Annotated in this window: 25 protein-coding genes and 1 tRNA gene; 8 read left to right on the top strand and 18 right to left on the bottom strand. The window is 69.4% G+C overall.

Going from position 1 to position 26,579, the window contains the following annotated elements; genetic code table 11:
- Positions 1 to 8: 8 nt before the first annotated feature.
- The 5 genes from grpE to QQ657_RS16805 form a co-directional block, all read right to left on the bottom strand.
- On the bottom strand, positions 9 to 716 hold the full coding sequence (gene grpE / locus QQ657_RS16825; protein ID WP_284743086.1) for a nucleotide exchange factor GrpE: 708 nt from the start codon (positions 714 to 716) through the stop codon (positions 9 to 11).
- Positions 713 to 2,593 carry a molecular chaperone DnaK gene (gene dnaK / locus QQ657_RS16820; RefSeq protein WP_284743085.1) on the bottom strand — a complete coding sequence of 627 codons (1,881 nt, stop codon included), beginning with the start codon at positions 2,591 to 2,593 and terminating at the stop codon, positions 713 to 715. Before dnaK ends, grpE begins: the two co-directional genes overlap by 4 nt.
- A gap of 179 nt (positions 2,594 to 2,772) precedes the next feature.
- Positions 2,773 to 4,218, bottom strand: coding sequence for an alpha/beta hydrolase (locus QQ657_RS16815; protein ID WP_284743084.1), 1,446 nt, complete (start codon positions 4,216 to 4,218; stop codon positions 2,773 to 2,775).
- Between the two features lie 66 nt (positions 4,219 to 4,284).
- Complete coding sequence (locus QQ657_RS16810) at positions 4,285 to 4,518, bottom strand: hypothetical protein (RefSeq protein WP_284743083.1); 234 nt, start codon at positions 4,516 to 4,518, stop codon at positions 4,285 to 4,287.
- A 30-nt stretch (positions 4,519 to 4,548) separates the two neighbouring features.
- Entirely contained in the window at positions 4,549 to 5,319 is a 771-nt protein-coding gene (locus tag QQ657_RS16805) for a DUF4097 family beta strand repeat-containing protein (protein WP_284743082.1), read from the bottom strand.
- 173 nt (positions 5,320 to 5,492) lie between these two features.
- Here QQ657_RS16805 and QQ657_RS16800 point away from each other — a divergent pair, with 173 nt between their 5' ends.
- Entirely contained in the window at positions 5,493 to 6,026 is a 534-nt protein-coding gene (locus tag QQ657_RS16800; RefSeq protein WP_284743081.1) for a YbhB/YbcL family Raf kinase inhibitor-like protein, read from the top strand.
- Between the two features lie 50 nt (positions 6,027 to 6,076).
- Here QQ657_RS16800 and QQ657_RS16795 read toward each other — a convergent pair whose 3' ends face one another.
- The 3 genes from QQ657_RS16795 to QQ657_RS16785 are packed head-to-tail and all read right to left on the bottom strand — an operon-like array spanning position 6,077 to position 7,419.
- On the bottom strand, positions 6,077 to 6,511 hold the full coding sequence (locus QQ657_RS16795; protein WP_284743080.1) for a GNAT family N-acetyltransferase: 435 nt from the start codon (positions 6,509 to 6,511) through the stop codon (positions 6,077 to 6,079).
- A 21-nt stretch (positions 6,512 to 6,532) separates the two neighbouring features.
- Complete coding sequence (locus QQ657_RS16790) at positions 6,533 to 7,093, bottom strand: TetR/AcrR family transcriptional regulator (protein ID WP_284743079.1); 561 nt, start codon at positions 7,091 to 7,093, stop codon at positions 6,533 to 6,535.
- A complete protein-coding gene (locus QQ657_RS16785; RefSeq protein WP_284743078.1) occupies positions 7,090 to 7,419 on the bottom strand; it encodes a DMT family transporter in 330 nt (109 codons plus the stop codon). Before QQ657_RS16785 ends, QQ657_RS16790 begins: the two co-directional genes overlap by 4 nt.
- 153 nt (positions 7,420 to 7,572) lie before the next feature.
- Between QQ657_RS16785 and QQ657_RS16780 the strand changes: the two genes are divergently transcribed.
- The 3 genes from QQ657_RS16780 to QQ657_RS16770 all read left to right on the top strand — a co-directional run bounded on the left by QQ657_RS16780 (position 7,573) and on the right by QQ657_RS16770 (position 11,646).
- Positions 7,573 to 9,840 (top strand): (Fe-S)-binding protein, encoded by a 2,268-nt coding sequence (locus tag QQ657_RS16780; protein ID WP_284743077.1) that lies wholly within the window; start codon positions 7,573 to 7,575, stop codon positions 9,838 to 9,840.
- Between the two features lie 313 nt (positions 9,841 to 10,153).
- The gene (locus QQ657_RS16775) at positions 10,154 to 10,624 is read left to right on the top strand and encodes a DUF742 domain-containing protein (protein WP_284743076.1); all 471 of its coding nucleotides are present in this window, start codon (positions 10,154 to 10,156) and stop codon (positions 10,622 to 10,624) included.
- A 17-nt stretch (positions 10,625 to 10,641) separates the two neighbouring features.
- Positions 10,642 to 11,646, top strand: coding sequence for a cation diffusion facilitator family transporter (locus QQ657_RS16770; RefSeq protein ID WP_284743075.1), 1,005 nt, complete (start codon positions 10,642 to 10,644; stop codon positions 11,644 to 11,646).
- Here QQ657_RS16770 and QQ657_RS16765 read toward each other — a convergent pair.
- From QQ657_RS16765 to QQ657_RS16755, 3 genes are all read right to left on the bottom strand, one after another.
- Positions 11,643 to 12,332: a CAP domain-containing protein gene (locus QQ657_RS16765; protein ID WP_284743074.1), complete on the bottom strand. Its 690-nt coding sequence runs from the start codon at positions 12,330 to 12,332 to the stop codon at positions 11,643 to 11,645. The genes QQ657_RS16770 and QQ657_RS16765 overlap by 4 nt on opposite strands.
- Positions 12,333 to 12,487: 155 nt before the next feature.
- Positions 12,488 to 17,008: a DUF7507 domain-containing protein gene (locus QQ657_RS16760; protein WP_434056745.1), complete on the bottom strand. Its 4,521-nt coding sequence runs from the start codon at positions 17,006 to 17,008 to the stop codon at positions 12,488 to 12,490.
- A 75-nt stretch (positions 17,009 to 17,083) separates the two neighbouring features.
- Positions 17,084 to 17,554, bottom strand: a complete 471-nt coding sequence (locus QQ657_RS16755) for a MarR family transcriptional regulator (RefSeq protein ID WP_284743072.1) — start codon at positions 17,552 to 17,554, stop codon at positions 17,084 to 17,086.
- Positions 17,555 to 17,627: 73 nt separating this feature from the next.
- Between QQ657_RS16755 and QQ657_RS16750 the strand changes: the two genes are divergently transcribed.
- Positions 17,628 to 18,821 (top strand): FAD-dependent oxidoreductase, encoded by a 1,194-nt coding sequence (locus QQ657_RS16750; protein ID WP_284743071.1) that lies wholly within the window; start codon positions 17,628 to 17,630, stop codon positions 18,819 to 18,821.
- Here the strand turns inward: QQ657_RS16750 and dcd are convergent.
- Both dcd and QQ657_RS16740 read right to left on the bottom strand, forming a co-directional pair.
- Positions 18,818 to 19,399, bottom strand: a complete 582-nt coding sequence (gene dcd / locus QQ657_RS16745) for a dCTP deaminase (RefSeq protein WP_284743070.1) — start codon at positions 19,397 to 19,399, stop codon at positions 18,818 to 18,820. The two genes, QQ657_RS16750 and dcd, sit on opposite strands and share 4 nt — an antisense overlap.
- A 23-nt stretch (positions 19,400 to 19,422) precedes the next feature.
- The gene (locus tag QQ657_RS16740; RefSeq protein ID WP_284743069.1) at positions 19,423 to 20,616 is read right to left on the bottom strand and encodes an oxygenase MpaB family protein; all 1,194 of its coding nucleotides are present in this window, start codon (positions 20,614 to 20,616) and stop codon (positions 19,423 to 19,425) included.
- Positions 20,617 to 20,726: 110 nt separating this feature from the next.
- Here QQ657_RS16740 and QQ657_RS16735 point away from each other — a divergent pair.
- Positions 20,727 to 20,797, top strand: a tRNA-Gly gene (locus tag QQ657_RS16735).
- On the opposite strand, the gene QQ657_RS16730 is transcribed toward QQ657_RS16735, so the two are convergent.
- The 3 genes from QQ657_RS16730 to QQ657_RS16720 form a co-directional block, all read right to left on the bottom strand.
- Positions 20,789 to 22,015, bottom strand: coding sequence for an RNA polymerase sigma factor (locus QQ657_RS16730; RefSeq protein ID WP_284743068.1), 1,227 nt, complete (start codon positions 22,013 to 22,015; stop codon positions 20,789 to 20,791). The two genes, QQ657_RS16735 and QQ657_RS16730, sit on opposite strands and share 9 nt — an antisense overlap.
- On the bottom strand, positions 22,012 to 22,362 hold the full coding sequence (locus tag QQ657_RS16725) for a YciI family protein (RefSeq protein WP_284743067.1): 351 nt from the start codon (positions 22,360 to 22,362) through the stop codon (positions 22,012 to 22,014). Before QQ657_RS16725 ends, QQ657_RS16730 begins: the two co-directional genes overlap by 4 nt.
- A gap of 434 nt (positions 22,363 to 22,796) precedes the next feature.
- Complete coding sequence (locus QQ657_RS16720; RefSeq protein ID WP_284743066.1) at positions 22,797 to 23,447, bottom strand: hypothetical protein; 651 nt, start codon at positions 23,445 to 23,447, stop codon at positions 22,797 to 22,799.
- Between the two features lie 88 nt (positions 23,448 to 23,535).
- Here QQ657_RS16720 and QQ657_RS16715 point away from each other — a divergent pair, with 88 nt between their 5' ends.
- Together QQ657_RS16715 and QQ657_RS16710 are read left to right on the top strand one after the other, a co-directional pair.
- Positions 23,536 to 23,913, top strand: coding sequence for a nitroreductase family deazaflavin-dependent oxidoreductase (locus QQ657_RS16715; RefSeq protein ID WP_284743065.1), 378 nt, complete (start codon positions 23,536 to 23,538; stop codon positions 23,911 to 23,913).
- 8 nt (positions 23,914 to 23,921) lie between these two features.
- The gene (locus QQ657_RS16710) at positions 23,922 to 24,452 is read left to right on the top strand and encodes a GNAT family N-acetyltransferase (protein ID WP_284743064.1); all 531 of its coding nucleotides are present in this window, start codon (positions 23,922 to 23,924) and stop codon (positions 24,450 to 24,452) included.
- On the opposite strand, the gene QQ657_RS16705 is transcribed toward QQ657_RS16710, so the two are convergent.
- Together QQ657_RS16705 and QQ657_RS16700 are read right to left on the bottom strand one after the other, a co-directional pair.
- Positions 24,442 to 24,768, bottom strand: a complete 327-nt coding sequence (locus QQ657_RS16705) for an MmcQ/YjbR family DNA-binding protein (RefSeq protein WP_284743063.1) — start codon at positions 24,766 to 24,768, stop codon at positions 24,442 to 24,444. The two genes, QQ657_RS16710 and QQ657_RS16705, sit on opposite strands and share 11 nt — an antisense overlap.
- Before the next feature lie 37 nt (positions 24,769 to 24,805).
- Entirely contained in the window at positions 24,806 to 26,500 is a 1,695-nt protein-coding gene (locus QQ657_RS16700; protein WP_284743062.1) for a bifunctional metallophosphatase/5'-nucleotidase, read from the bottom strand.
- Positions 26,501 to 26,579: the final 79 nt, after the last annotated feature.

Genomic DNA, 26,579 nt, shown 5'->3' with positions numbered 1-26,579 from the left:
GATACTGCTTACTGCTGCTGGTCATCGAGTCCGCCGCCGAGCGGCAGCTCGCCACCGACGGGCGGGTGCTCCGCCGGGCCGCCGGGCTCGTGGTCGGTGACCCCGACCAGCGCCGCCCGCAGGACCCGGTCGCCGAAGCGGTAGCCGCGGCGCATGACCACGGTCACCGTCGGGCCTGCCACGTTCGGCGAGGTGTTGTGCTGCACGGCCTCGTGCACGCTCGGGTCGAAGGCCTCGCCCTCGCTGCCGAACGACTCGAGCCCCGCGCGCTGCAGGCCGCTGATCAGCTTGTCGCCGACGGCCTTGAACGCCCCGGTGAGGTCACCGTGCTGGTCGGCCCGCTCGAGGTCGTCGAGCAGCGGCAGCAGGTCGTTCACCACCGTCGCCTTCGCGCCGATCACGACCGCCTCGCGGTCACGCTCGACGCGCTTGCGGTAGTTGGCGTACTCCGCCTGCAGGCGCTGGAGGTCGGCGGTGCGCTCGGCCAGCTCCTTCTCGACGTCGGATACCACCGACACCGAGTCGTCCACAATGGACTCGCCAAGCGAGGGGCCCGCGTGCTCCACGGGCGCTTCCTCCGGTTCCGGCGCGGCGTGGGCCGGACCGGGCGGGCGAACCTGCCCGGTCTGGGGGTCCACCCGCCGCCGATCCCGCACGACCACCGGCTCCTCGGGGCCGCGGCCCTGGTTCTCGGATTCGTCGTAGCTGTGGGTCACTTCTTCTCGTCCTCTTCGACGATCTCGGCGTCCACCACGTCATCGGCCTTGGCCTGGCCGCCGGCCGCACCGGCGTCGCCACCGGCCGCACCCGGGAAGCCTTCAGCACCGGCCGCACCCGCGGCCGCGTCGGCGTTCGCGTTGGCGTACAGGGCGGTGCCCAGCTCCTGCGAAGCGGTGTTCAGCTTCTCGATCGACTCGCGGATCTTGGCCGAGTCGGTGCCCTTGAGCGCCTCGTTCGACTCGTCGATCGCGGACTTGACCTTGCCCTTGAGGTCCTCGGGCAGCTTGTCGTCGTTGTCCTTGAGGAACTTCTCGGTCTGGTAGACCAGCGTCTCGGCCTGGTTGCGGGTCTCGGCCTCTTCGCGACGGGTCTTGTCTTCCTCGGCGTGCGCCTCGGCGTCCTTGACCATCCGCTCGATGTCGTCCTTCGGCAGCGCGGAGCCACCGGTGATCGTCATCGACTGCTCCTTGTTCGTGCCCAGGTCCTTGGCCAGGACGTGCACGATGCCGTTCGCGTCGATGTCGAAGGTGACCTCGATCTGCGGCACGCCACGCGGGGCGGGCGGGAGACCGGTCAGCTCGAACATGCCGAGCTTCTTGTTGTGCGCGGCGATCTCGCGCTCACCCTGGAACACCTGGATCTGCACCGACGGCTGGTTGTCGTCCGCGGTGGAGAAGATCTCCGAGCGCTTGGTCGGGATCGTGGTGTTGCGCTCGATGAGCTTGGTGAACACGCCACCCTTGGTCTCGATGCCCAGCGACAGCGGGGTCACGTCCAGCAGCAGGACGTCCTTGACCTCGCCCTTCAGGACACCGGCCTGCAGCGCCGCGCCGACCGCGACGACCTCGTCCGGGTTCACGCCCTTGTTCGGCTCGCGGCCGCCGGTCAGCTCCTTGACCAGGTCGGACACGGCCGGCATGCGGGTGGAACCACCGACGAGCACGACGTGGTCGATGTCGCCGACGGCGATGTTCGCGTCGCGGATCACGTTGTTGAACGGGTTCCGGGTGCGCTCGAGCAGGTCCGAGGTGATCTTCTGGAACTCGGCGCGGGAAAGCTGCTCGTCGAGGAACAGCGGGTTCTTGTCGGCGTCGACCGTGATGTAGGGCAGGTTGATGCCGGCCGAGTTCGAGCTGGACAGCTCGATCTTCGCCTTCTCCGCCGCCTCGCGGATGCGCTGGAGCGCCATCTTGTCCTTGGTCAGGTCGATGCCGTTCGTGGCCTTGAACTTGTCGACCAGCCACTTGACGATGCGCTCGTCCCAGTCGTCGCCACCGAGGTGGTTGTCACCGGAGGTCGCGCGGACCTCGACGACGCCCTCGCCGATCTCCAGCAGCGAGACGTCGAAGGTGCCACCACCGAGGTCGAAGACCAGGATGGTCTGCTCCTTCTCGCCCTTGTCCAGGCCGTACGCCAGCGCGGCGGCGGTCGGCTCGTTGACGATGCGGAGCACGTTCAGGCCGGCGATCTGCCCGGCCTCCTTGGTGGCCTGCCGCTGCGCGTCCTCGAAGTACGCCGGGACGGTGATCACCGCGTCGGTGATGGTCTCGCCCAGGTACGCCTCGGCGTCGCGCTTGAGCTTCATCAGCACGCGGGCGCTGATCTCCTGCGACGTGTAGTTCTTGCCGTCGATCTCGGTCTTCCAGTCGGTGCCGATGTGCCGCTTCACGGACCGGATCGTCCGGTCGACGTTCGTCACGGCCTGGTTCTTCGCCGGCTGACCGGTCAGCACTTCACCGTTCTTGGCGAAGGCGACGATCGAGGGGGTGGTCCGGGAGCCTTCAGAGTTGGCGATGACCGTCGGCTCGCCGCCCTCCAGGACAGCGACGACCGAGTTGGTCGTGCCGAGGTCGATGCCGACCGCTCGCGCCATGGTGCTTTCCTCCTGTGTAAGCCTGCTATGTACGTGACCTGCACGTTCTTCCTCGCCTTGAGCGAGGCTCTGGCAAGTTTAGTCGGGTCTTCGTGCACCTCGTCAAGTCGTACTTGAGTCGACTGCACTCAACCTTCGTATCCAGCCTAACGAGCCGGTCCGGGTTCTTGTTCCCGGGTTCAGCGGCAGATGTGCCCACGAGCGGGTGTGACACCACTCACCAGGTACTCCACCTCGGCCGAGCGGGCGCACGCCGAGTTGAACAGCCCCGTGTGGCCGTCGTCGGTGCGGGTCAGCAACGCCGCGCCGTCGATGCTCGCCGCCAGGCCGCGGGCCCAGGCCAGCGGTGTCGCCGGGTCGTGGGCGCCGCCGACCACCAGGATCGGTGCGGCACCGTGGACCGGGTGGGGCTGCGGCGGGTTCTTGGCCGGGATCGGCCAGCCCGTGCAGCCGCTGGTGAAGTCCCAGAACTCCGAGTACCGCCAGCTGTGCGGCGCCACCGCGCGGAGCAGCCCGGCCATCGCCCCCAGGTCCGCCGGACCGGTGAACGGCGATGGGAAGTCGTGGCAGCCGATCGCCCGGTACGCGCCGTAGATCGGAGACAGGAACTGGTTCCGCTCGGTGAGCCCGCGAGCGTCCGGGAACTCGCCGCCGGCCGCGGCCAGTGCCTTGCCCAGCGCCGGCCACTCCTCCCGGAGGTAGAGGTGGTTGTAGACGCCGGCCGAGATCTCGTCGGCCGTCGCCGAGCGGCCCAGGTCGCTCGCCCACACCGCGCCGTGCGCCGCCCGGGCCACGACGTCGTCGTAGAAGCGGAGGACATCACGCCCCCGCAAGGCACAGTCCGCCGAGCCGCGGCACCAGTCCGCGAACCGGACCAGCGCGTCTTCGGTCGCCGCGGCCTCTTCGAGGATCGCTTGGCGCAGCGGCCGGGCGTGGTCGACCGCGCCGTCGAGCACCATCGTCCGGATCCGGCCGGGGTGCTTCGACGCGTAGACCGCGCCCAGCTCGGTGCCGTACGACAGGCCCAGCCACGAGATCTTCGGCTCGCCGAGCGCCACGCGGATCGTCTCGATGTCCTCGGCCGCGCTCTGCGTGTCCGCGTTCGCCAGCAACGGCCCGGTCCGGGCCGAGCAGTCTTCGCCCGCCGCGCGGTTGTGCGCCACCAGCGCGTCGAACCCCGGCCGGGACGACGGGAACCGGTCGAGCGCCGGATCGAACAACTTCGCCGGGTCACACGTGATGCGTGGCGTGCTGAACCAGTCGCCACGCGGGTCGAAGCCCACGACGTCGAACCGCTGCCGCAGCCGCGCGAGGTCCGGCGACGCCAGCCCGCCGAACTGCACGAACCCGACGCCGGAACCGCCCGGCCCGCCCGGGTTCACCAGCAGCGAACCGATCCGCCTGCCCGGATCGAGCGCCGGCAGCCGGGTCAACGCGAGCCGCGCCGACCCCGATTCCGGCCGCGCGCGGTCGATCGGCACGTCGGCCGTCGCGCATTCGGCTGCCTGTTCTTGCTGCGTCGCGCATGGCTGCCACGTCAGCGAAGAAGACGCTGAAGCCACCGCCGGTACGGCCCCCATGACCACGACCGCCGCGATGACCGCGGCGATCCGGCGCACATCCATGATCCGGTTCCTCCCCTGCACGCCGGCCTTCGGCGTGCTCCCTTCCTAACAGCGACCACCGACGATTCAGGAGCGGTGGCCGGCCCAGGAAGAGAAGAAGAAATCGGCATTTCCTTGCTGCACAGCGACTTCCGCCGGCGTGCCGACCCAAGAAGTCACTCGATAGTGGGAATCCGCGGCGACCGGCACCCCCTGGGCCGGTGCCGCGGATCCCTCCCCCCGCGTGAACGCCACGAAGCCGAACATCGTGACGGCCCCCAGCAGCGCGGCCGCCAGCACGCGCCGTTCGATCTTGACCATGGTGAAAAAGCCCCCGTAGTAAGGAAAAGGTCAGGCCGCGCGGACCGTGACGCTGCCGCTGTCGGTGGTGAGGTCGAGCGTGTTCGGCGCGGAACCGTCGGTCGGGACGTCGATGCTGCGGTGCCCGCTGTCGCTGTCCCCGACGACCCGGTACGGCCCGCCCGGCACCTCGACGTCGACGCTGCCGCTGTCGGCCTTGATCTTGACGTTGTTCGCCTGCGCCAACGTGAAGTCGACGCTCCCGCTCGACGCCGTCACGTCGACCGGGCCGCGCACGCCGGTGCCCTTGATGCTGCCCGAGTCCGCGTGCACCTGGACCTCGCCGACGTCCGACAGGTCGATCCCGCCGCTCTCGAGCCGCAGCTTCACGAGGCCCGGCACGTCTTCGACGCGCGCGTGACCGGAGTCCGACTGGACGTCCACGCTCGCCACCCCGGCGACGTCCAGGCCGCCCGAGTCCATCCGGCCGGTCACCGGCACGCCCTCGGGCACGACCACCTCGAAGTCGACCGAGCAGTTGGTGCCGCAGTCGCTGAGCACGAGCTGGTCGCCGTCGACGCGGTAGAACGCGTCGCCCGGCTTGCCGCGCCAGTGGTAGTTGATCTTTTCGTGCACCGTCGACGGTCCCGTGCCGGTGCGGATCTTCACCGACCCCGAGTCGCCTTCCAGCTTCACGCTGCGAATCGTCTCCGAAAGGGTATTGGTGTTCTCGAAGTCCGATCCCCAGCCCCAGCCGAACGCGGTCGCCAGGCCGACGCCGATCAGGACGATGCCACCCAGAGCCAGAAGCGGGCGCGCCATGGTCGTTGGTCCCCTCAGTGAGTTTCCTCTGCGTGAGAAACGTTATGGCCAGGTGCGGGGGCGGCACATGGGGGTAACCCCCCGAAAGACCCTGAGATCCGTCCCTGACACGCGGGGGTGGCTCGGGGGGCCTAACCTGGCGCCAGGCTCCAGTTCCGTGATCAGGAGGATCCATGCCGCAAGCACCCGGCCCGTACGAATCCCTGCCCGACGTGCCGTCCTTCACCCTCCGCAGCACCGACGTCGCCGACGGCGAAACGCTGGCCACGCCCCATCTCTCGGGCATCTTCGGTGCCGGCGGCGAGGACCGTTCGCCGCAGCTGGCCTGGGAAGGCTTCCCGGCGGAGACGAAGAGCTTCGCGGTCACGTGCTACGACCCGGACGCCCCGACCGGCAGCGGCTTCTGGCACTGGGCGGTGTTCAACCTCCCGGCGTCGGTGACGGAGCTGGCCTCCGGCGCGGGCGACGGCTCCGGCCTCCCCGAAACAGCGGTGACGCTCAAGGGCGACGGCGGGGTCAAGCAGTTCCTCGGCGCGGCACCCCCGCCCGGGCACGGCCCGCACCGCTACTACTTCGCGGTGCACGCACTCGACGTCGACAAGCTGGACGTCCCGGAGGACGCGACGCCGGCGTTCCTCGGCTTCAACATGTTCGGCCACACGCTGGCTCGCGCCGTGATCACGCCGGTGTACGAGAACAAGGGCTGAGTTCCCTGAGCGCTGCCCGGCACCGGGACGGATCGGTGCCGGGCAGCGCTTCAGCGCAGGGCTTCCTGGTTGACGCCCTCGCGCTCCAGGTAGCGGCCCTTGGTGTGCTCACCGAAACCGAACTGCCGGTACAGCCCGTGCGCGTCGGCGGTGTGCAGCATCCAGCGAAACCCGGCGCCGGGGCCGTTGTCGATCATCTCCCGCACGATTTCCTTGCCCAGCCCGGTGCCGCGGGCGGAGTCGACGACGAACACGTCCGCCAGGTAAGCCGAGCTGACGCCGTCGGAGAAAGCGCGTGCGAAGCCGACCAGCTCGTCGCCGCGGTAGGCGCCGACGACCCGCCAGGACCCGTCGACCGCGGCCTCGACCTGCGCACGCGTGCGCCACCGGCCCCAATACGCCTCGGTCGAGAGGAACTTCCACACCACGTCGAGGTCGAGCCGCGTCCGATCGTCGTCGAGCTCGTAGTCACCGAAGGTCCGCATGATCCGAAAATAAGCCAGGCGTCAACGCGGTTTCAGCAGGTAGTCCACCACCGGGCGCAGCTCGTCCGCCGACGGCGGCTCGTCGTCGATCAGGCCCTGGATCAGCAGCCCGTCGATGCCCGCGAGGAACACCCGGAACGCCACCTCGTCGTCGTGGCGGACCATCGACGTCAGGACGTCCAGCCAGCGACGCGCGGCCGGGCGCAGCTCCGGCTTCCGCGCGGCCAGCAGGTACAGCTCGTACTCGGCCATCGTCCGCCCGCGTCGCGGCCCCAAGGCCTCCGCGAGCAGGACCGCGACCTCCTCGGCGCCGCGCGAGCCGCGGGAGCGGGCGCGGTCGATCATCCAGTAGACCTCGGTCGCCATGTCGCGGGCGCACGAGATGAGCGTCGCGATGAGGAGGTCGTCCAGCGACGAGAAGTGGTAGGTCGTGGACGTCGTCGGCACGCCGGCCTCGGCCGCGACGATCCGGTGCGTGACGCCGGCGACGCCGTCACGCTCGATCACCCGCAGCGTCGCCTCGATGATCTCCGCGCGCCGCTTGTCACCGCGTACCTTGCGGCCGTCGACCTGAAGTTTCACGTCGATGCACTCCCGATCTCGATCAGCACGACACCACCGATGACCAGCGCCAGCCCGGCGATCATCGCCGCGTTGACCGGTTCCTTCAGGAACACGACGCCGACGATCGCGACCAGAGCGACGCCGGCCGCGGCCCAGATCGCATACGCGACGCCGATCGGCAACCCGAGTTTCAGCACGTACGACAGCGCCACGAACGCCACGGCGTACCCGGCCACCACGACGATCGACGGCCCGAGCTTGGAGAAGCCCTCGGAGAGCTTCAGCGAGATCGTCGCGGAGACCTCGGCGGCGATCGCCAGCGCGAGGAGAAGGTACGCACCCATAGGGTGAAAACTACCTGAACGATCGTCCCGAAACAAAGAGCGACGTACACCACATCGGTGGGACTTAGGCCCACTCAACGGGTTACTCATCAGTAAGGAAGGTTAGTCTCCCCGCACCACCACTGATCCATCCGGACGAAAGGCACCCGAACGATGGGCGCTCTGCAACTGACGCTCGGCGGGATCTCCGTCCTGCTCGGCCTCGTCGCCTGGGGCATGTTCGCCGCGACGATCGCCCGCTTCGTGCGGGTTATCCGCCTCGGACAGCCCGACGCGACCCGCAACGGCCCCTTCATGCCGCGCATGAAGACGCTGGTCAAGGAGTTCGCGGCCCACACCCGGATGAACCGGAAGCGCAGTGTCGGACCGGCCCACTGGCTGGTGATGTGGGGCTTCCTGCTCGGCTCGCTGGCCCTGTTCGAGGCCTACGGCGAGGTCTTCGTCCCGCACTGGGGCTGGCCGATCCTCGACGACTTCCCGCCGTTCCAGCTGCTCATGGAGCTGCTCGGGGTCGGGACGATCGTCGGCATCCTGGTGCTGATGGCGATCCGCCAGCGCAACCACCCGCGCCGCGCCGACCGCCAGAGCCGTTTCCAAGGTTCCAACTTCAAGTGGGCGTACTTCATCGAGGCCGTCGTCCTGATCGAGGGCATCGGCATCATCGGCGTCCGCGCCGCGAAGGCCGCGCTCGGCGCGCACGAGACGCCGACCTGGGCCGCCTTCGTCTCGAACCCGCTCGGCGAGCTGCTGCCGGCCAGCCCGAACCTGGTCACGGTCTTCGCGTTCGTCAAGTTGATGAGCGCCACGGTCTGGCTGATCGTCGTCGCGCGCACGATGACCATGGGCATCGCCTGGCACCGCTTCAGCGCGTTCTTCAACATCTACTTCAAGCGTGAGCAGGACGGCGGCGTCGCCCTCGGCGCGCTCAAGCCGATGATGAGCGGCGGCAAGGTCCTCGACCTCGAGGAAGCCGACCCGGACGAGGACACCTTCGGCGTCGGCAAGATCGAGGACTTCACCTGGAAGGGCTGGCTGGACTTCTCGACGTGCACCGAGTGCGGCCGCTGCCAGGAGCAGTGCCCCGCGTGGAACACCGGCAAGCCGCTGTCGCCGAAGCTGCTCATCACGCAGCTGCGTGACCACGCCTACGCGAAGGCGCCGTACCTGATGGCCGGCGGCAAGCGCGACATGGCGGGCGACGAGGTCGGCCTGGTGTCCAACACAGCGGCGCGAAGCGCCTCCGTTGAGGGCGGTGGTGGGGCGGGGTCTGGGGACAACATGTACGCCGGGATCGACGTCCTGGCCATCGCCGAGTCGCAGAAGGCGCTGATCGGCGACGACGGCGGCGTGATCGACCCCGACGTCCTCTGGTCCTGCACCAGCTGCGGCGCCTGCGTCGAGCAGTGCCCGGTGGACATCGAGCACGTCGACCACATCGTCGACATGCGCCGCTACCAGGTGATGATCGAGTCGTCGTTCCCCAGCGAGCTGAACGGCATGTTCAAGAACCTGGAGAACAAGGGCAACCCGTGGGGCCAGAACGCCAAGGACCGGCTGGCCTGGACCGAGGACCTGGACTTCGAGGTCCCGGTGTTCGACGGCGACATGGGCGACGCCGAGTACCTGTTCTGGGTCGGCTGCGCCGGCGCGTTCGAGGACCGCGCGAAGAAGACGACGCGCGCGGTCGCCGAGCTGCTGCACATGGCCGACGTCAAGTACAAGGTGCTCGGCTCGGAGGAGTCCTGCACCGGTGACCCGGCCCGCCGCGCGGGCAACGAGTTCCTCTTCCAGATGCTCGCCCAGCAGAACGTCGAGATCCTGAACTCGGTGTTCGAGGGACGGGAGCGCAAGACGCGCAAGGTCGTCGTGACCTGCGCGCACTGCTTCAACACTCTCGCCAACGAGTACCCGGAGCTGGGCGGCCAGTTCGACGTCGTGCACCACACGCAGCTGCTGAACCGCCTGGTTCGCGAGAAGCAGCTGGTGCCGGTGGCGCCGGTCGCCGAGGACGTCACCTACCACGACCCGTGCTACCTCGGCCGCCACAACAAGGTCTACGAGGCGCCGCGCGAGCTGGTCAGCGCGACCGGCGCGCAGCTGCGCGAGATGCCGCGGCACGGCGACAAGTCGATGTGCTGCGGTGCCGGTGGCGCGCGGATGTGGATGGAAGAGAAGATCGGCAAGCGGATCAACGTCGAGCGCGTCGACGAGGCGCTCGGCACCGCGCCGTCGAAGATCGCGACCGGCTGCCCCTTCTGCAAGGTGATGCTGAACGACGGCCTCACGGCCCGCCAGGCCGACGGCAGCGCGAGCGAGAAGGTCGAGATCGTCGACGTCGCGCAGATGCTGCTGGAGTCGGTCAAGCGCAAGCCGGAGCCGAAACCGATCGCCCTCGGTGCGCCGTCGCTCGCGGAGGAGTGACGCAGATCGAATTGCGCGCGGCCCCGGTCAGGACTTCCTGATCGGGGCCGTTTTTCATTGTGGAAAGGGTGATAACCGCATTTTCGTAGCTGTCGGGCTACCCGTTGTCACCGATCTCCGCGTCCACCAGCTGGGATTTTGTCACGGCAATCGATTTCCCGAATAATGTTCACGATATTCACCGAAATGGCCCATCAGGCCAACAAGAAACGTTGGCCAAAAGCCCAGTAGTCCGGCGTATCCTGGCCTTTCCTCGCCGCCACCGCTGCCAGCGAGGCCACTTCGACGATGACGGAATCAGGGGGCAGCGAGGATGGGCGAGGACCCGCGGACCAAGCCGGCCGGGCGCGGGGAAGATCGTCTCCCCTCCGTCGGCCGGCACGCTCTCCGCAGCGACGAACCCCTCGAGGAACGCCGGATCGTCGACGCCGGCTACGTGCCGGTCCAGCGGACGCTCGTCCGCCCCTACGTCCTCACTCGCGGCCGGACGCAGTCGCGGCGGCACCTGGCGATCGAAGCCATGGTCTCGACGCGGGCCGGAGCGCACTGGAACGGCGCCCGGCTGACCGGCGAGTTCCGCTCGGTGCGCTCGATCTGCCACCACCCGCGCTCGGTCGCCGAGGTCGCCGCCCGGCTCAGCGTGCCACTCGGCGTCGCCCGCGTACTGCTCGACGACATGGCCGAGCAGGGCCTGGTCACGATCCACGACACCCGCGTGAACACCGACGGCCGTCCGGCCGTGGCGCTCATGGAACGCGTGCTGCACGGCCTGCGCCGCCTCTGACCATTACGCTCACCAAGGTGAGCGAGGAACCCGAAAAGCCCGGTGGCGAAAGCACGCTGACCGTCCTGCTCGCCGGTGGGGTGAACCTGGCGATCGCGATCATGAAGCTGATCGCGGGCATCATCACCGGCTCGGGCGCGATGCTCTCCGAAGCGGCGCACTCGGTGGCCGACACGTTCACCGAGGTCCTGCTGCTGACCGCGTTGAAACGTTCCGACCGCCCGGCCGACCGCGTGCACCCCTTCGGCTACGGCAAGGAGCGCTACTTCTGGTCGCTGCTCGCCGCCGTGTCGATCTTCGCGTCGGGCTCGATGTTCGCGCTCTACGAGGGCGTTTCGACGCTGTTCGGCCACGGCGAGGCGCAGAGCACGTCGATCCTCAGCTACATCGTGCTGGCGGTAGCTTTCGTGCTCGAGGGCACGTCGTGGGTGCAGGCGGTGCGTCAGACCGTCCGGGAGTCGAAGGCCGAAAACCGGTCACTTTGGGCATATCTCCGCCTGATCGACGACCCGACCCCGAAGACCGTGCTGTTCGAGGACTCCGCCGCGCTGATCGGCCTGCTGGTCGCGTTCGCCGGCATCGGCCTGCACCAGGTCACCGGCTCGGAGGTCTGGGACGGCGTCGCCTCGATCGTCATCGGCGTGCTGCTCGCCTTCGTCGCCTACCTGCTCGGGCGGACCAACCGCGGCCTGCTCATCGGCCGCCAGGCCAACCCGGAGATCGTCCGCGGCGTCCGCGACCACCTCTCCGCCGCGCCGGAGATCGAGGCCGTCGTGGACCTGCAGACGATGCTGATGGGTACCGACCAGGTCCTCGTCTGCACCCGCGTCGACTTCGACGACTCGCTCGGCGCCGGCGACGTCGAACGCGCCTGCGTGCGGATCGCAGCCGAGCTGACCGAGTCGTTCAACGACGTCACCGAGGTGTTCATCGAGCCGGTGCCGCGGACGGATCCCGACCTGCGGGCCACCGTGCTCGCCCGCTACGGCGACATCGCGGAGCGCTGGAACAACCCGGTCTAGTACCCGAAGTCCTGGACCCAGTAGTTGCCCGCCTTGGTGAACCCGACGCCGATCTTCGTCAGCGAGCAGTTCAGGATGTTCGCGCGGTGGCCCTCGGAGTTCATCCAGGCGTCCATGACCTGCGCCGCGGACGTCTGCCCCTTCGCGATGTTCTCCGCGCCCGGCTTCGAGTAGCCGGCGACCTTGATGCGCTGGTCGAACGTGACGCCTTCGGGGTTGGTGTGGGCGAAGAAGTTCCGGGCGGACATGTCGTCGCTGTAGTCCTGCGCGGCCGTGGTCAGGTGCGATTCCTCGGCCAGCGCCTTGCAGCCGGCCTGCGCGCGCTCGTCGTTGACGAGGGAGATGACCTGCTCGGTCGTCGAGGAGGCGACGCGGGCCGCGGCCTTGGTGCTCGGCGGCGGGGCCGCTTCGGACGTCGTCGGCTTCGGGGCTTCGGACGTCTCGGTCGGAGCCGGGGCCGCGCTGGACGTCGTCGGCGCGGAAGCGTCGGTCGTGGCCTGCTTCGTGGCCGGGGACTGCCCACCGGCGAGGTCCGTGCCGGTGCTGCCCCCGGAGCCACCCGGCGCGTCGGGCAGCACCAAGGCCGCGGCGCCGAGTTCGGCCGTGTTTCCTTCCGCGGTGGCCATCCAGGTGCCTGTCGCGGCGGAGAAAACGCCGAGCAGCACACTGAGTGACACCATCACCACGCGACCACGTTCACCAATGGGGGACACGGCGCGAGAACGTATCACGGAACGATTACAGCGAGAACCCTACGAACGCACTGGTCACATTTCCCGGGCCGGGCATTCGACGACCGACATGGAACCCGCGGCAATCGGACGCTCCGGCGTTACTCCGTTCAGCCGCTTCGGACTTTGAAGGTGGCGTCCCCGGACGCCGTCACTGGGCGGCGCGTCGGGTCCTGAGCGATGACGGTCGCCCTGCTCGTGAAGCCTTCCCTGCCCGCGACAGTCGTGCAGGTGTAGGTGACTTCGGCGTCCGCGGCCAGGTCAGCGACGGTGTGCGCGCACGACACCGTGTGGTCGTCCACGACGGACACGGCGGTCAGCGGCGCGTCTCCGGTGTTCTTGACCAGAATCGAGAACGTGACGACGTCGCCCGGGCGGACTTCGTACGGCGCCGCGTCCTTCATCAGGGCGATCTCGGGGTGGACGACGTCGACTTTCGCCTCGGCTTTCGATTGCGCGGAGCGATTGGTCGGGTCCATTCCGGTGACTTCCGCGACGGTGGTGAAGTCGTCCTCCGGCGCTTTTCGAGTGCAGGTGTAGATCCGCTTTTCCCCGGTCGCCAGGGTGCCGATTTTCTTCGCGCACGGCTCGTCGTCCACAACGGACACGCTGGTCAGCGGGACGTCACCGGTGTTGGTGACGCTGATCGTGAACGTGACGTCGTCGCCCACCCGGACCGTGGCCGGCTTCGCTTCCTTGGTGATCTTCACGGCCGGGTGGATGACATCGATCTCGTCGACGTCCCCGGCGGCGACCGGCGGGCCGATCGGCGCCGCGGCCGTGGCCTTCGCCGTGCTCATGACGTCGTCCTGCGGCGCGGTCGTGGTGCAGCCGAACTTCTGGCTCGCGCCGGCTTCGAGCTTGGCGAAGGCCTTCACGCAGGGCTCGCTGACCTTCACGTCGGTCAGGGGAACGTCGCCGGTGTTCGCGACGGTGACCGCGAGGGGCACGGCGTCGCCCTCGCGGAAGGGGCCCTTCGTTTCCTGCGTGATGGAGAGTGCCGGGTGCTGGACGGTGTAGGAGGCATCGTCGGTCGCGCTGACCTGGCGGTTCGTCGGATCGGTGCCGATCGCGGTGGCGGAGCTCACGAAACTGTCGGTGCCAGCGTTTACCGTGCAGGAGTGGTGCCGGGAGGCGCCGGGAGGGAGGGTGCCGATGGACTGAGCGCACGCCGGAGTGCGACTGTCCGCAATGGACACGTCGGTCAGTGGGACATCGCCGGTGTTCGCGACGACGAGGGTGAACGTGACGGTGTCGCCTTGCCGGACCTGCGCGGGCGTCGCGTCGTCCGTGATGGTGACCGCCGGGTGGATGACATCGACCGGTTCCCCGGCGGTGGCGGTCACGGGACGGTTCGTGGCGTCAGTGGCGGTGACGGCCGCGGTGGCGGTGAAGTCGGCTTCGCCGGCGACTTGAGTGCAGCTGTAGTTCTGCGTGGCTCGCGGTTCGAGTGAACCCAGGGGTTTGGCGCATGCCGGTGCGCCGGGATCGGCCACGGAGACGTCGCGCAGCACGCTGTCGCCGGTGTTGGTGACGGTGATCGTCGAGGTGACGGTGTCGCCCGCGCGGACGACCTTCGGCTCGACGGTCCTGCCGATCGTGACGGCCGGGTGGACGACGTCGACGGCGGCTTGGGCCTTCGCGGTGACCGCGGGGCCGGTGGGTGGCGTGCCGGTGACCTGGACGGCGGCGGTGACGTCGTCGGCCGGTGCGGTGAGGGTGCAGCCGAAGTCCCGGGTGGCGCCGGGTTCGAGGGTGCCGTCGAGGACTTGGGCGCAGCCGGTGGCTCGCGCTTGCGGTCCGGTGGCCCGCGGGCCAGCGGTTCGGGTGCTCGCGTTCTGCCCGCCGACAGGCGGCCCGCTGGTGGCCTGCCCGGTGGTCGGCACGCCATTGGCCTGCTGACCAGACGCCGGTGAGTCCGTGACTCGCAAGCCAGTCAGCGGGACGTCACCCGGGTTGCGCACCGTGATCCGCAGCGGCACCACGTCACCCTCGCGGAACGGCCCGCCCGTGACCTCCGCGGTGAGCGCCACGGCCGGGTGCTGCACGGCGAACGCGGCTTCCGCGGCCGCCGTCACCGGCCGGGCCGTCGGGTCCATGCCCGTCACCGCCGGCTTGTTCGTGAAGCCGGTGGCGCCTGCGACCGTCGTGCACGTGTACGCCGACACCGCCTGCGGCTGGAGCGTCCCGAGCGGCTTCGCGCACGTCGCGACCTGGTCGTCCGCGATCGTCACGCCGGTCAGCGGCACGTCGCCCGTGTTGGTGGCGGTGATCGTCCACGTCACCGTGTCGCCTTCGCGGACAGCGGCGGGCGAAGCCTGCGCGGCGAGCGCCACCCCCGGGTGGATCACGTCGACCACGGCGTCGTCGGTGACCTTCACCGTGCGGCCGAGCTGGTCCTTCCCCGACGCGGCTGCCGTGTTGGTGAAGTCGTCCGGCGGGGCCGGTGCGGTGCAGGTGTACGTCTGCCTGCCCTGCGGCGGCAGCGCGCCGATCACTCGCGCGCACGCCGGCGTGCGGTCGTCGGTGACGGCGACCTCGGTCAGCGGGGTGTCACCGGCGTTGGCGACCGTGATCGTGAACGTGATCGGGTCGCCGGCGCGGACGATGCCGGGCGAGGCGTCCTTCGTGAGCGTCAGGGCCGGCGTGATCACCGTGACGGTCGCCGGCGCGGTGGCGGTCACCGGCTGCCCCGCGAGGTCGGTGCCGGTGGCGGTCACGTGCGACGTCGTCGTCGTGGACGGGTTCGCCGTGCACGTGTACGTCTGCGTCGCGCCCGCGGCCAGGCCGTCGAACGTGCGCGAACACGACGTCGTCGTGTCGTCGGTGACCTTCACCGGCGCGAGCGGGCTGTCGCCGGTGTTCTTGACCGCGACGGAGAACGTCACGGCGTCGCCCGCGTGGATCACCGGCGGGTTCGCGGTCTTGGTGACCTCGACGGCGGGCGCGATCGTCGGCGCGGGTGCGTCCGCGGTGGCCGTGACCTCCTTGCCGAAGTCGTCGGTGGCGGCCGCGGTCGCGGTGTTGACGCCGTCGGCGATCGGGGCCTTCGCCGTGCACGTCGTCGTGCGGCTTTCGCCCGGGGCGAGAGCACCGGTGAGGGCGCACGAAGGCGCCTTCACGTCGGCGACCCGCAGGCCGGAAAGCCCGGTGTCGCCGGTGTTCGTGACCTTGATCGTGAAGGTCGCGGTGTCGCCGCCGCGGTAGGCGGGCTTGTCGGCCGTCTTCGTCATGCCCAAGGACGGGTGCACGACGTCGACGGCGGCGGTCGCGTCGCCGTCGAGCGCGTCGCCGAGTGCGCTCGTGCCGGTCGCCTTCACCGAGTTCGTGAAGTCGTCGGCCGGGGCGGGGCCGGTGCAGTCGTAGGTGACCGTCTGGCCCAGCGTCAGCGTGCCGAGTGGCTTGGCGCAGGCCGGAAAGGCCTCGTCGGCGACCTGCACGCCGGACGCCGCGACGCTGCCCGGGTTGGTCACGGCGACGGTGAACGTCACCGGCTCGCCGGCGTGCGCCTTCGGCTGCTTCACGCGCAGGGCGGCCTGGAGTTCAGGCACCGGCACGGAAAAGGCCATGTTCTGCGCGAGATAGCTGTCCCCGCTGGTGACGAAGCCGAGCTTCGCGCTCGTCGCGCCCGCGGGGATGTTGTCGACGTCGAAGGACTTCGCGTCCACGCTGAAGTTGTTCTTCACGCCCGGCGCGGCCGCGTTGTCGGCGTTGGAGATGAAGAAGTTCGACGTCCCGCCGGTCGCGGGCTCGGCGGCCGGGGTGCCGTCGACCAGGAATTGGTCGCCGGAGCCACCCCAGTCGCCGTCGTAGGCGGTGACGCCGAGGTGCGCGTCGGCGGCCGCCGCGCGGAAGCCGGTGATCGTCGTTTCCGTGGGGACGTCGGAGGCCTGGCGGACGTGCCCGTCGTAGACGACGACCTTGCGCTTGTTCGGCGCGAAGTCGGCGTTGCGCGACGGATACGCGTAAACCAGAGCGATCGACCAGCCGCCGACGCAGTCGAAACCCTTGGGGGCCCAGACGTTGCCGACGGTCACGTCGAGCGCGGCGCCGGTCGGCGCGCCCGCGAACTGGCCGGTCACGTCGGCGTGGGCCGAGTAATACGGGCCGTCCTCGGCGAAGGCCGACGGACGAACGTCGACGGACTTCGCGCTGCCCACCGAAAGCCGGACGTTCTGCGTGGCGGGGTTCCCGGGCGGCGGAACGGCAGGAATTCCCTCGCGGAAACCGCAGGTCGTCCCCGTCGTGTTGCCCGCCCAGTTCAGGCGCGCGAAGACGATCCGGGCGCCGGGCGGGATGCGGACGGACGCGCTCGCCGAGTCGAACGTGGCCGGGTCGGCGTCGACGTCGGCCCACTGCATGAAGAAGTCGTCGTTGACCAGGGTGTCCTTGCGGTCCGCGGTGTTCGCGCACGCCGCGGGCGTGTCGACCGCGCCGGCGACCGGCGCGTGGTCGGCGGCGACCGGGCAGCGCAGGACACCGTTGCCCGCGTACACGAAGTCGCCGTAGACGACGTCGTCGTAGCCCACCGCGAAAGGCGGGGCACCGGCCGCACCGGCCGACGGCACGAGCGCCGAGGCCAAGAAGACCAGTGCCAGAACGAGAACCAGGCGAAGCGGTCTTTCGGGCAACGGCACTCCTCGCCACCTCCGGGGCCGAGACGACCTAGGGAGCCTGGCATGAGAGCGGGCCGCGCGGGCCGAATCTCACCCGTCCGTGGATCCGGTCAGCTTCGCCGTCGATTCGTGGGTGAGGGCGGTGGCCCCCTCGACGAACCCGATCACCGTGCGGAGTTCGTCTTCGGTGTAGCGGTCGCACAGCTCGTACATGCGCTTGACGAGGTTGTCCCAGAGATGCACGCCGCTCGCGATGGCCTGTTCGTCGAGCGCGATGAGGACGCGGCGGCGGTCGTCGGGGTGCGGCCGGCGGTCGACGATGCCCTTGCGCTCCAGCCGGTCGATCATCGCGGTCACCGACGCGGGCGCCAGGCCGGAGAGCCGCGCGAGGTCCTTCGGCGTCTGCGGCCCGAACCGCGCGAGGTAGTCCAGGACCTTGCTGTCGACGGCCGACAGCCCCCGCGTCTCGGAGATCGCGGTGTGGAACATGACCGTCTCCGTCGACAGCTCCCGGGACCTGAGCAGGACTTCTTCGACCAGGTGCGCTCGCTCACTTGACACGGGCCTCAGCCTAGCCCACTCTTTAGTTCGACAGAACGAATTAGTTTCTAAGAGATTCGAGGGGACGAACGAGATGACCAAGGTGTTGATCATCGGGGGCGGCATCGCGGGCACGATCACGGCCATCGCCCTGCACGAGGCCGGGCACGAACCGGTGCTGTTCGAGGCGTACGACCGGGGCGCCGAGGGCGTCGGCGCGTTCCTCACGCTGGCGGTGAACGGCCTGGACGCGCTGCTGCCGCTGGGCCTCAAGGACGTCGTCAAGGGCACCGGCTTCGACTCGCCCCGCATGTCGATCGGGCTCGGCAACGGCACCCGGCTGGCCGAGTTCGCCCTCGGCGGCACCCTGCCGGACGGCACGGTGAGCCAGACCGTGCTGCGCTCCGACCTCTACGTCGCCCTGCGCGACGAGGCCACCCGGCGCGGGATCCACGCCGAGTACGGCAAACGCCTGATCGGCGCGAGCCAGACGTCTTCGCAGGTCAGGGCGGACTTCTCGGACGGCTCGCACGTCGAAGGCGACCTGCTGGTCGGCGCCGACGGACTCCGGTCGCGCGTCCGCACGATCATCGACCCGGACGCGCCGGCACCGCGGTACGTGCCGCTGCTCAACACCGGCGGGTTCGCCGAAGGCCTGACCCTGCCGGACGAGCCGGGCGTGCTGAACATGGTCTTCGGCAAGCGGGTGTTCTTCTGCCACGTCGTCAGCCCGGACGGCCGCGTCTGGTGGTTCGCGAACCCCGCCCGCAAGACCGAGCCGACCGCTTCCGAGCTGGCGACGCTGGCCGGCGAGAAGCTGCGCACCGAGCTGCTGCACCTGGTGGAGCGCGACCGGACACCGGCGACGGAGATCGTCCGCGCGACCCGCGAGGTCTACCCGGCGTGGCCGACGTTCGACTTCCCGACGGTCCCGGTCTGGCACCGCGGCCGCATGGTGATCATCGGCGACGCGGCGCACGCGACGTCACCGGCGGCGGGCCAAGGCGCGTCGATGGCCATCGAAGACGCCGTCACGCTGGGCAAATGCCTTCGCGATGTGCCGGACGTCGAGCGCGCGCTGACCACGTACGAGAGCTTGCGGCGCGAGCGCGTCGAAGCCGTCGTCGCGGCGGGAAAGCGCAACGGCGACGACAAGGTGATCGGCCCGGTCGGACGGGTGGTCCGCGACTTCTTCATCAAGCGGGTGTTCTCGAAGCCGTTCGACGAGGACCCGAACGCCTTCATGTGGAATCACCGCATCGACTGGGACGAGAAGATCTCCGCTTAGCGCCAGGTGTCGACGCGGTGGAAGTTCTTGTACGCCCGGCTCGGGGTCGGGCCGCGCTGCCCCTGGTAGCGGGACCCGGCCTCGCTCGACCCGTACGGGAACTCGGCCGCGCTGGAGAGCCGGAAGATGCACAGCTGGCCGATCTTCATGCCCGGCCAGAGCGTGATCGGCAGGTTCGCGACGTTCGAAAGCTCGAGCGTGATGTGCCCGGAGAAGCCCGGGTCGATGAACCCGGCGGTCGAGTGCGTGAGCAGCCCGAGCCGGCCGAGCGACGACTTGCCTTCGAGGCGGCCGGCGAGGTCGTCGGCGAGGGTGACGAGCTCGTACGTCGAGCCGAGCACGAACTCGCCCGGGTGCAAGACGAAGGGCTCGTCGCCCTCCTTCTCCACCAGTGAGGTCAGGTCGTCCTGCTGCAGCTGCGGGTCGATGTGGGTGTACTTGCTGTTGTTGAAGACGCGGAAGTACCGGTCGAGCCGGACGTCGACGCTGGACGGCTGGACCATGCCGGCGTCGAAGGGGTCGATGCCGAGCCGGCCGGCGTCGAGCTCTTTGCGGAGGTCACGGTCACTGAGCAGCACGCCGGGAAGCCTATCCGGTGGGTTCAGGCGGCCCGCATGTGCTGCGCGTAGGTCGTGTCGGGCGCGAAGAGCTTCTCGAGCCGCTTCACGTACCCGCGGCGCCCGGCCTCGCCGATCCGTTCCTGCAGCGCGGTGGCACCGGGGATGAACCGCCGCACGGTCTCGGCGGCGAAGTTGACGCCCGCCACGGCGACGATCGCGGCCTGCGCGACGGGGTCGTTCGGCAGCCCGAGGAAGTCGGCGTTGGTCTTCCCGAGCACGAGCCGGCTGATCGACGAGTGCACGGCGACGGAGACGTGTGACAGCACCTTCCCGACGGCGCCGCGCCCCTCGCCGACGGCGGCGTTGGCCTCGATGAGCGCCTTGGCGAGGCGCTTCGAGTCGTCGTCCGGGATGAACTCGGTGGCGGCGAGCAGCCAAAGCAGGCGCCAGGCGTCTTCTTCGGAGGTGGGCAGCAGTTCGTCGTCGACGCCCATGAGCCAGCCGATGTAGCGCCAGAGGTGCAGGATGTCGCCGCGCTCGCGGGCGGAGTAGCGGAGGCCGAGCAGCTGCGTGCCGAAGACGTAGACGAGGGAGAAGAGCAGGAGGGTGCCGGCGGTCTGGACCTGGTTGACGGGCCGGTCCCAGGCGGCGTAGTCCCAGTCGTCCCGCCGGTTCATGGCGGCGCGCACGTGGGCGTGCACGACCCGGATCCGGAGCGCGGAGGCGTAGCCCTGTTCGCCGTGCTTGAGGGCACCGGGCGTGGTGACGTCGATCCACCAGGCGGCGGTCTCGACGAGCCGCCGCGTGGCTTTGTACTCGATCTCCCCGGTCCCGACCAGGGATTTCGTGGCGCGGGACGCGAGGTAGCCGCCCATCAGCGACATGTCCCCGAGCGGGAAGAGGCCCAGCAACCCGGCCCGGGTAATGGCTTTGGCGCCACGCTCGAGCCGCTCGTCGTCGACCCAGTAGGGCTTGGCGTTGACCTCGTCGAAGAAGTCCTTCAGCGGCCCTTCTTCGGCGACGCCGTTCTTCAGCGCGTCCTCGAAAAGCCGGCGCCCTTGCCCCTTCGGCTGCCGCGCCATCCAGGCGACGACGTCGTCGGCCCGCTGGTCCTCGACCTGGGCGAACTCCCGCAGCCGGGCGACCTGCCGTTCGTCGCCCCGGATGTCCCCTTCGATGAACAGCCGCTGGGCCAGCCGGAACCCGCCTTCGCGGAACAGCTCGGGCTCTTCCATGGCGCTCACCTCCGAGGTCGACAACAAGTGTTGTCACTTGAAGCGCGGACGTCAAGGAGGGAGGGGTCTGGACACGGGGATCACGCCGCCGTGTATGCTGGCGACACACTGCGGATGTAGTTCAATGGTAGAACATCAGCTTCCCAAGCTGAATACGCGGGTTCGATTCCCGTCATCCGCTCTCAATGAAACCCCGGACATTTTCTCCGGGGTTTTCTTTTTGTATCCGGGCTCGCAAATGAGCCGCGTGCGCATCCGGCAAACCGGTTTCCACCGCCCGCCCCAAAGCGGCGGACGCCGACGCAGAACCCAAGCGGTGCAACAACTCCGCCCGCGAAGCGTGCCACCACGGATAATCGTCCAGCTCCGCCAACGCGTCCACCAGTGCCAATCCCGCCGCGGGGCCGTCCCTTTCCGCCACCGCGGCCGCGCGGTTGAGCCGGACCACCGGTGTGTCCTGGACCGACAACAGCACGTCGTACCAGGAGATCACCGCGTCCCAGTTCGTCTCCGAATACGACGGTGCCAGGTCGTGGCAAGCCGCGATCGCCGCTTGGACCACGTAGACGTTCGGGACCGACGGTGTGCGGCGCAGGCCGGCCCCCACCAGCGCCACGCCCTCCTTGATCAGCTCGAAGTCCCACGCCGACCGGTCCTGCTCGGCCAGCAGCACCGGCATCCCCGCGGAGAACCGGGCCGCGCGGCGGGCGTCCTGCAGGAGGACCAACGCCAGCAACCCCAACGCCGTCGGCTCGTCGGGCATCAGCGAAGCCAGCAGCCGGGCCAGGCGGACCGCCTCCGCCCGCAGCGCGACCCGGCCCGTGTACCCCTCGTTGAAGATCAGGTACACCGTCGACGCGACGCCGGCCAAGCGTGCGGGGAGCTCCTCCGCCGCGGGCACCCGGTACGGGATCCGAGCCTGCGCGATCTTCTGCTTCGCGCGCGTCAGGCGCTTCGCCATCGTCGCTTCGGGGACCAGCAGGCCGCGAGCGACCTCTGCGGTCGACAAACCGCCCAACGTCCGGAGCGCCAACGCGACCTGGGCATCCACCGACAACGCCGGGTGGCAGCACGTGAACACCAGCCGCAGCAGGTCGTCGCGGATCGAGACCGGGTCGGGGAACGGGTCGAACGCGGGCATCGCGTCCGCCTCCTTCCCGAGCCGCTTCGCTTCGCGGCGGACGACGTCCACCGCGCGACGGCGGGCCGCCACCAGGAGCCAGCCACGCGGGTTGTCCGGGACGCCGTCGCGCGGCCACGTCTCCAGCGCGCGCACGACGGCGTCCTGGACCGCGTCCTCGGCCAGGTCGACGCTGCCGGTGACGCGGACCAGCGTGGCCAGTACCCGGGTGCCCTCGTCCCGGACCAGCCGCGCGACCGCGTCCCCGGCGTGGATCACCGGCCGAAGTCGACGACCGGCCGGACCTCGATGGCGCCGTCCCAGGCACCCGGGATGCGCGACGCGACCTTGACGGCTTCGTCGAGGTCGGCGCACTCGATCAGGTAGAAGCCGGTCAGCGCTTCCTTGGTCTCCGCGTACGGGCCGTCGCTGGTGACGACGTCGCCGCCCTTGCCACCGGTGACGCGGACCGTCGTCGCGGTGGCCGTCGGGTACAGCGCCGCACCGCCGCGGATGACGGCCTGGGCGCCGTCGTGGAACTCGGCGTAGTCCTTCATCATGTCCGCGGCCTCGGGCTTGGTCGGGTCGACGTCGGAGGCGAAGATGATCGCGGCGTACTGGGGCATGGCTGCTCCTCACAGATCCTGACCGGCGCCGATCGCCGGCTCTCACTGTAAGGACGAACGGGCGCGGACGCGCCGGGACACTTGTCGCGAAGAAAGTTTTCCGGGCAGGGTGGAGGGGCATGGGAGAGCCCGCGCTGTTCGGTCCGGACTTCGATCGCGACCCCTCGCCGGCGTACGCCTGGCTGCGTGAACGGCCACCGCACCGGCTCGCCTTCCCGACCGGCACGTGGGCCTGGCTGCCTCGACCACCGGCCGTCACTCGCGTCGAGCATGATCAACGCCGGTCCGCTGGATCACGCCCGGCTGCAAGCCGACGTCGCCTTCGAAACCGTGCTCCGGCGGCTTCCGACCGCACGACTCGCAGTCGCCGAAAACGCACTCACCTGGTGGCCGAGCCCGATCACGCGGGGGCTCTTCCCCCTGCCGATCGAGGTCTAACCCTCGACGAGCTCCCACTCGGCGTCCGGGGTCTCGCGGTCGTAGACCTGGCCCGGCGCCGCCTTGAGCACCGTCCGGACGTCCGGGTACAGGTTCGCGACGTGCTCCAGTTCCAGGCCCTCGACCTCGAAGTCCTCCGCCTCGGGGACCTCGAAGCCGACGAACAGCCAGGTGCCGTCCTGTTCGCGGACCACCTGGCGGACCGCGCGCACCGACTGCTGCCAGCCGGCCGGGATCTCGGTGAGGCCGGTGCTGATCTGGGCTTCGTCGTCCGGCGAGCCCTCGAACTCCCAGGCCGCGCGGCGCTGTCCGAGCAGCCGGATGTCCTCGTCCTCGTCGTCGGAACCCGTCACCGACGACAGCAGCCACGTGCGGCGCTCGGGGTCCCAGTCGGCGGCCATGCCCGTCGGCAGGCCGGCCAGCGCGGCCAGCTGCGGGAGCAGCTCGAGGGCCTCGCGCACCGACATCTTGCCGAAGCTCTCGCGGTTGACCACGACGTCCTCGGACAGCTCGGTGCCGTCGCTGATGAACCAGTCGTCCTCGTCGTCCAGCACGACGAAGCCCAGCGCGTCCGGATCGTTGACCAGGGCCAGGGCGATGATCACCGGCGCTTCCGGGTCCTGGCGCAGCGGCCATTCGGTCGACATGCGCCATATCCCACCACCGGGCGACCTCGGGCCGGGAAGCGGGGTCGTCCGCTCGATTAATTCATCGAGCGTTGATATTATCGCGGGCATGGTGCTGCCCAAAGGACTCGCCCGCTTCAACCGCGTGGTCACCAACCGGATCAACAAGTACGTCGTGAACTGGGCGCCGGGGTTCGGCATGCTGGTCCACAAAGGACGGAAGTCGGGCAAGGAGTACCGCACGCCGCTGAACGTCTTCCGCACGGACGACGGCTTCGTCGTCGCGCTCACCTACGGCCCCGACACCGACTGGGTCAAGAACGTGCTGGCCGCGGAGAGTTGCACCGTGGTCACCCGGCGGCGTAATTACCGCGTGCGTTCGCCCGAGCTCGTGCATGATGAGTCACGCCGAGCGATGCCCACGCCCGTGCGGCAGTTCCTCGGCCTGCTGAACGTCCAAGACTTCCTGCTGCTGAAGCGGGACTAGGGGGAGAAATGCTGCTCGAGGGGGAGCTCGTCCGGCTGCGCGCGCTGGAACCGGAAGACGCCGAGAAGATCCACCCGTGGATCCACGACCCCGAGGTCGGCCGGTGGATGACCAACAGCCACCCGCGCTCCCTTGCGCAGCTGCGCAAGCACGCCGAGGAACGCCCGCTCAACAGCTACGGGCTCGTCGTCCTGGGGATCGAGGCCGACGGCAAGCTCATCGGCATCATCGACCTCCGCGACGCCGAGCCCGAGATCGGCAACGCCGAGCTGGACATCTACATCGGTGACGCCGAATACCGCAACGGCGGCGGCTACGGCACCGAGGCACTGCGCCTGATGTGCCGCTACGGCTTCAACTCGATGCGGCTGCACATGATCACGCTCTGGGTGGTCGCCGAGAACGAACGCGCGCGGCACGTCTACCGCAAGGTCGGCTTCTCCGAAGACGGCCGCCACCGCGAGGCGTTCGTCGCGATGGACGGCGAGCGCCACGACATGATCCTGATGAGCATGCTCAAGGGCGAGCTCAAGTCGTGAGCCGGCGAGGCGCCTTCAGCCGCCACGCCTCTTCGAGCAGCTCACGCAGCTGATCGACCTTCACGCGATCGAGGTCGACGATGATCGAGCCGTACCCGTCGTAGTGCGATGTCGTGAAGAAGGCCGCGTCGCCGGAGTCCAGCAACGCGGCCTTCTCGTCGAGCCCGCACATCACGACCAGGCCGCCTTCGGCCTCGGTGCGCAACCGCGCGAACCCCTTGCCCGCCACCTTCAGCGCGGGCGTGTGGTACCAGGTCGCCGCCTCGACCTCGGGGAGTTCCGAGGCCAGGCGGACGACGTCTTCCCAAGTCGTCATGGGTCCATTGTCGACCCGGCGTCTTGGAAAAACCGGACTACGGCAGCAGGGTGACCCGATCCGCCGCGGGCGGGGCCAGGTTCGGGTGGACGCCCAGGTACGCGACCAGCGCGTCCAGGTCCACCGGTCCGCCGGCCAGGTTGGTGCCCTTGGTGAACTCGGTGAAGCCGTCCCCGCCGGCGGCGAGGAAGTTGTTCACCGACACGCGGAACGTCGCCGCCGGGTCGACCGGCGTGCCGTTCACCGTGATGTTCGAGACCCGCGAGCCCTGCGGCGCGGCCGCCGAGTAGCTGTAGTGCAGCGAGCTCGAGATCTGCAGGAACTTCGGGTTCACGCCCGGCGCCCACTGCTGCTCCAGCACGTTCTTCAGGTTCGCGCCGGTCAGCGTGATCGTCTGCATGATGTTCGAGAACGGCTGGACGGTGAACGCCTCGCTGTAGGTCACCACGCCGTCACCTTCGCCCGCCGGGGACGACGCGTAGGTCAGGTCGGCGCGGATGCCACCCGGGTTGGTCATCGCGATGACCGCGCCGTTCGACTGCGTGCCCGCCAGCTGCGCGTCGGCGATGACGTCGCCGAGTGCCGACTCGCCGGCCGCGTTCCCGGCCGCCTTCAGGTCCGTGGTGATCGTGCCGACCTGCTTGTTCCCGATCGGGGCTGCCTTCGCCGTCGCGTCGGCGACCAGCGCCGCCACGGCCGGGTCCGGGGTGACCGTGCGGGTGACGATCTCGTTGTGCGCCTGCGTCGCCGACCGGACGACGTCCCGCGTCTTCAGGTTGATCTTCAGGTCGACGACCGACAGGAGCCGGCCGAAGGACGAGCCCTGGATGACCGTACGCGGCTGGCCCGCCGGGTCGTTGATGACGCAGTTGTACTGCTGGTGGCTGTGGCCGGTGAAGATCGCGTCGACCTTCGGGGTCACCGCCTTGGCGATCGCGGTGGCCGGGCCGGGCAGGACCTTGCAGTCGTTCGGGCCCTCGAGCTCGGTGCTGTCGCCCTGGTGCATCAGCACGATCTGGGACTTGACGCCGAAGAAGTCGAGCAGGTTCGCGGTGCGGTTGATCGCCTCGACCTCGTCACCGAACTTCAGGCCCTTGATGGCTTCCGGGGTGACGACGGACGGCAGGTCCTTCAGCGTCGCGCCGATGACACCGATCGGCACGCCGCCTTCGAACTTGACGGTGAACGGCAACAGCGCGGGCAGGCCGTTGGTGAAGTACACATTGGACCCGAGGAACGGGAAGTCTGCACCCTTGAACTTCTTGTCGAACTGGCAACCGTCCGTCGGGTGGCAGCCGCCGAACTGCATGCGCTGCAGCTCCTTGTAGCCCTCGTCGAACTCGTGGTTGCCGACGACGGACGCGGTGACGCCCAGCATGTTCAGGAAGTCGATGGTCGGCTCGTCGTGGAACAGCGCCGAGGTCAGCGGTGACGCGCCGATGTTGTCGCCGGCGGAAACGACGAGCGAGTTGCGCACCTGCGACTGCAGCTGCTTCACGTGCGTCGCCAGATAAGCGGCGCCGCCGGCGTCCACAGTGGTCCCGTCGGACTGCGTGACGCGGCCGCTGGAGCCGGTCGGCGGCGCCAGGTTCCCGTGCAGGTCGTTGAAACCGATGATCCGGACGTCGGTGGTGGGGTCCGGGCGCTGGCCCGCGGACGCGGGTGCGGTGGTCACCGCCGTCGTCGCCAGCGCGGCCGCGGCGAGCACCACGAGCCGGGTTGAAAGCCTCATGCGTGTTTCCTCCGATTCGCGCCCAGGTCCCCTTACGGGCGCACGGCGGAGGATTCTGCCTCGCGGAGCAGTCGGCTGC

The sequence above is a fragment of the Amycolatopsis ponsaeliensis genome, from assembly GCF_030182635.1.
Classification (GTDB): Bacteria; Actinomycetota; Actinomycetes; order Mycobacteriales; family Pseudonocardiaceae; genus Amycolatopsis; species Amycolatopsis ponsaeliensis.
This window is presented reverse-complemented; position numbering and strand designations above follow the sequence as displayed.

Coding starts and splice junctions, on each gene's coding strand:
- QQ657_RS16715 (WP_284743065.1), top strand. CDS start 23,536: ATGGTGCTGCCCAAAGGACTCGCCCGCTTCAACCGCGTGGTCACCAAC.
- QQ657_RS16780 (WP_284743077.1), top strand. CDS start 7,573: ATGGGCGCTCTGCAACTGACGCTCGGCGGGATCTCCGTCCTGCTCGGC.
- dnaK (WP_284743085.1), bottom strand. CDS start 2,593: ATGGCGCGAGCGGTCGGCATCGACCTCGGCACGACCAACTCGGTCGTC.
- QQ657_RS16775 (WP_284743076.1), top strand. CDS start 10,154: ATGGGCGAGGACCCGCGGACCAAGCCGGCCGGGCGCGGGGAAGATCGT.
- QQ657_RS16720 (WP_284743066.1), bottom strand. CDS start 23,447: ATGTCGACCGAATGGCCGCTGCGCCAGGACCCGGAAGCGCCGGTGATC.
- QQ657_RS16725 (WP_284743067.1), bottom strand. CDS start 22,362: ATGCCCCAGTACGCCGCGATCATCTTCGCCTCCGACGTCGACCCGACC.
- QQ657_RS16795 (WP_284743080.1), bottom strand. CDS start 6,511: ATGCGGACCTTCGGTGACTACGAGCTCGACGACGATCGGACGCGGCTC.
- QQ657_RS16705 (WP_284743063.1), bottom strand. CDS start 24,768: ATGACGACTTGGGAAGACGTCGTCCGCCTGGCCTCGGAACTCCCCGAG.
- QQ657_RS16810 (WP_284743083.1), bottom strand. CDS start 4,518: ATGGTCAAGATCGAACGGCGCGTGCTGGCGGCCGCGCTGCTGGGGGCC.
- QQ657_RS16740 (WP_284743069.1), bottom strand. CDS start 20,616: ATGGAAGAGCCCGAGCTGTTCCGCGAAGGCGGGTTCCGGCTGGCCCAG.
- QQ657_RS16750 (WP_284743071.1), top strand. CDS start 17,628: ATGACCAAGGTGTTGATCATCGGGGGCGGCATCGCGGGCACGATCACG.
- QQ657_RS16805 (WP_284743082.1), bottom strand. CDS start 5,319: ATGGCGCGCCCGCTTCTGGCTCTGGGTGGCATCGTCCTGATCGGCGTC.
- QQ657_RS16800 (WP_284743081.1), top strand. CDS start 5,493: ATGCCGCAAGCACCCGGCCCGTACGAATCCCTGCCCGACGTGCCGTCC.
- QQ657_RS16710 (WP_284743064.1), top strand. CDS start 23,922: ATGCTGCTCGAGGGGGAGCTCGTCCGGCTGCGCGCGCTGGAACCGGAA.
- QQ657_RS16700 (WP_284743062.1), bottom strand. CDS start 26,500: ATGAGGCTTTCAACCCGGCTCGTGGTGCTCGCCGCGGCCGCGCTGGCG.
- QQ657_RS16785 (WP_284743078.1), bottom strand. CDS start 7,419: ATGGGTGCGTACCTTCTCCTCGCGCTGGCGATCGCCGCCGAGGTCTCC.
- QQ657_RS16815 (WP_284743084.1), bottom strand. CDS start 4,218: ATGGATGTGCGCCGGATCGCCGCGGTCATCGCGGCGGTCGTGGTCATG.